Source organism: Ilumatobacter sp. (assembly GCF_049588435.1).
GTDB lineage: Bacteria > Actinomycetota > Acidimicrobiia > Acidimicrobiales > Ilumatobacteraceae > Ilumatobacter_A.
The window spans coordinates 1-2,271 of the sequence record NZ_JBAVYV010000438.1 but is presented as its reverse complement, the minus strand read 5'-3'; the positions used below and the strand labels follow the sequence as shown (position 1 = coordinate 2,271).

Sequence of the window (2,271 nt, the reverse complement as noted above, 5' to 3'; positions counted from 1 at the left end):
GCCCGCACCCGCGCCTGAGCCCGCACCGGCACCCGAATCCCGACCGATCGACGCCTCCGTGGTCGCAGCCGCGGACGGCGATGTCGAGCGGTGGGCGCCGTCCTTCGACGCCGCCGATGATCTCGATGGCCTGCTCGCCGCTCGCAGTCCGCTGTTGTCGCGGGCGTTCCGTGGCGACGATCGACCGCACTGATCGCGATGGAGGTCGTGCGCGAACTCGCGGCCCCGGTGGACCGCTCCACGCTGTTCTGCCACGTGGGTGATCTCGACGCCTACCCGGCGTGGATGCCATTGATCCACGACGTCGAGCGACTGGACGGGCTGCCCGGCGACGATCCGATCTGGTCCGTCGAGCTTCGTGCGAAGGTCGGACCGTTCGCTCGGTCGAAACGGCTGCGGATGCGCCGGAGCGAGTATCGGGTCGACGAGCTCGCCGTGTTCGAACGGAGCGAGGACGATGGGCGCGAGCATTCGCCCTGGGTCCTGCGCGCCGAACTCACCGACTGCGCGGAGGATCCGGTCGTGACGACGCTGCGGATGACCCTCACATACGCCGGAGCACTGTGGGCGGGAGCGGTCCTCGAGCGGGTGCTCGACGACCAGGTCCGACGCGGGAGCAGCGCGCTGCTCGAGTTGGTCACCTGAGGGTCGATGAGCATCGATGCAGGTCGATGCAGGTGGTCGATGACGGCTCAGACACCCCAGGCCGCGTAGCGCCCGTCGGCGCGACGTTCGAGGCGCAGCGGCGTGTCGAAGCAGGCGCTCAGTGATTCACCGCTCAGTACGTCGTCGATCGGTCCTCGCTGGACGATCGTCCCCGCCTTCATGAGCGCCGCATGTGTGATCCCGCTCGGGATCTCGTCGACGTGATGGGTGACGATCGCGATCGGAGGAGCCGACGGGTTGCTCGCGAGTTCCGACAGAGTCCGGACGAGTTGCTCGCGACCGCCGAGATCCAGGCGCGCGGACGGCTCGTCCAACAGGATCACGGCGGGATCGTTCATGAGCGTTCTCGCGAGCAGCACGCGCTGGCGTTCGCCCGACGACATGGTTCCGAACCTCCGGGACCGGAGATGGCCGACACCGAGTTCGGCGAGACATTCATCGGCGCGGCGATCGTCCTCGGGTTCGTAGCGGTGCCACCACGGTTCGAGGGCAGCGTGACGGGCCGTGCGGACGATGTCGTGCCCGACCAGATCCTGACGGAGTTGGTCACCGAGCGCCGCCGACATGTACCCGATGCGCCGCCGCAGCTCGCGCACGTCGGTCCGACCGAGTCGTTCCCCCAAGACCTCGACCGTTCCGCTGCTCGGGTGGTCGTACATCGCCATCACCCGCATCAGCGACGTCTTGCCACACCCGTTGGCGCCGAGGATCACCCAGCGCTCGTCGGCCTCGACGCGCAATGAAACGTCGTCGAGGATCGTGACGCCGTCGCGTCGCAACACGATGTTCTGAACGCGCAGTGACGGAGGGTGAGACACCTGGGGCAGCGAATCAGGACCGGACGGCATCGAGAAACTGTTGAGGCTCGAACGTAACACAATTGCAACGACCGATAGAGTCCCTCCGATGCGCAGATCGGACGAACCAGGCGCGCCACGGCTCAATGTGCGGTGGCGGCGCGGCGTCGCGGGGGCGCTCGTTGCCGTCATGGCATCCAGCCTCCTGCCGAGTGCGGCCTCAGCGCAGAGCGAAGGCCCGGCGGAGAAGGCGGCGCGCGAGATCCAGGAAGCCCGCGATCGGGCGAACGCCGCTGCCGATGCCTTCTTCGAGGCCGAATCGACGATCGATGGCCTCGAGGGCGACCTCGCCGACCTCGAGGAGGAAGAAGCTCAGCTGCAGGAAACCGTCGACGAACTGCGTGGCGAGGTCGAAGTGCTGGCACTCGATCGCTTCGTCAAGAGCGGGACGATCGGGATTCCGCTCCTGACCGACGTCTCCGGACCTCAAGACCAGGTGCAGGCTCAGGTGTTCACCGACATCTTGACCAACACGGGAGCGGACAGCCTCGACGAGTACGACGCGGCCGCCACCGATCTGGCCGAGACGCAGGACGAGGTCACCGAACGTCAAGCTGAACTCGAGGCTGAGCGTGCGGAGTACGTCCGGCTCGAGGAGGTGGCGCTGGCCGAGGTGGAGCGTCTGCAAGTGGTCGAGGCGCAGCGGCTCGAGGACGAAGCGGTCCGCAAGGCGCTCGAAGCACAGCTCGCCGCGAAGCTCGCGGCGGAGGCCGCCGAACAGGCGGCGCTCGAGCAACAACAACAGGCC

The 2,271-nt window shown here is 67.6% G+C and carries 2 protein-coding genes and 2 pseudogenes; 3 read left to right on the top strand and 1 reads right to left on the bottom strand.

What is annotated here, in order from left to right; genetic code table 11:
- Both WBV89_RS16790 and WBV89_RS16785 read left to right on the top strand, forming a co-directional pair.
- Positions 1–193, top strand: a pseudogene (locus WBV89_RS16790) (hypothetical protein); the annotation flags it as partial.
- Positions 194–198: 5 nt separating this feature from the next.
- Positions 199–645, top strand: a complete 447-nt coding sequence (locus WBV89_RS16785) for an SRPBCC family protein (protein ID WP_423982491.1) — start codon at positions 199–201, stop codon at positions 643–645.
- A gap of 47 nt (positions 646–692) precedes the next feature.
- Here WBV89_RS16785 and WBV89_RS16780 read toward each other — a convergent pair whose 3' ends face one another.
- On the bottom strand, positions 693–1,514 hold the full coding sequence (locus tag WBV89_RS16780; protein WP_423982490.1) for an ABC transporter ATP-binding protein: 822 nt from the start codon (positions 1,512–1,514) through the stop codon (positions 693–695).
- A gap of 58 nt (positions 1,515–1,572) precedes the next feature.
- On the opposite strand from WBV89_RS16780, the pseudogene WBV89_RS16775 reads away from it, so the two are divergent.
- Positions 1,573–2,271 (top strand): annotated as a pseudogene (locus WBV89_RS16775) (hypothetical protein); the annotation flags it as partial.